The following is a 223-nucleotide window of genomic DNA, read 5'->3' on the forward strand; positions in this document are numbered from 1 at the left end:
AGCCGCAACGGATATCAACACCCCAACCGGGCTGAGAAATCGCGCTATCCTTGAAGTACTGTGGAGTACCGGTATCCGGCGGATGGAAATAGCCAACCTGCTGTTAAGCGAGGTGGACTTCGGGCGCGGCGTGGTGCTGGTCAGACAGGGCAAAGGCCGTAAAGATAGGGTGGTGCCCATCGGCGGGCAGGCGCTGCACTGGTTAAGCCGCTGGCTCAGTGTC

Annotated in this window: 1 protein-coding gene; it reads left to right on the forward strand. The window is 60.1% G+C overall.

What is annotated here, in order from left to right; genetic code table 11:
• Positions 1-223, forward strand: a 223-nt coding sequence (locus ABR397_RS24425) for a tyrosine-type recombinase/integrase (protein ID WP_350307934.1), incomplete at both ends; no start/stop codon positions are given.

Origin of the sequence: Photorhabdus viridis (assembly GCF_040256935.1) — a bacterium.
GTDB classification, from domain to species: Bacteria; Pseudomonadota; Gammaproteobacteria; order Enterobacterales; family Enterobacteriaceae; genus Photorhabdus; species Photorhabdus viridis.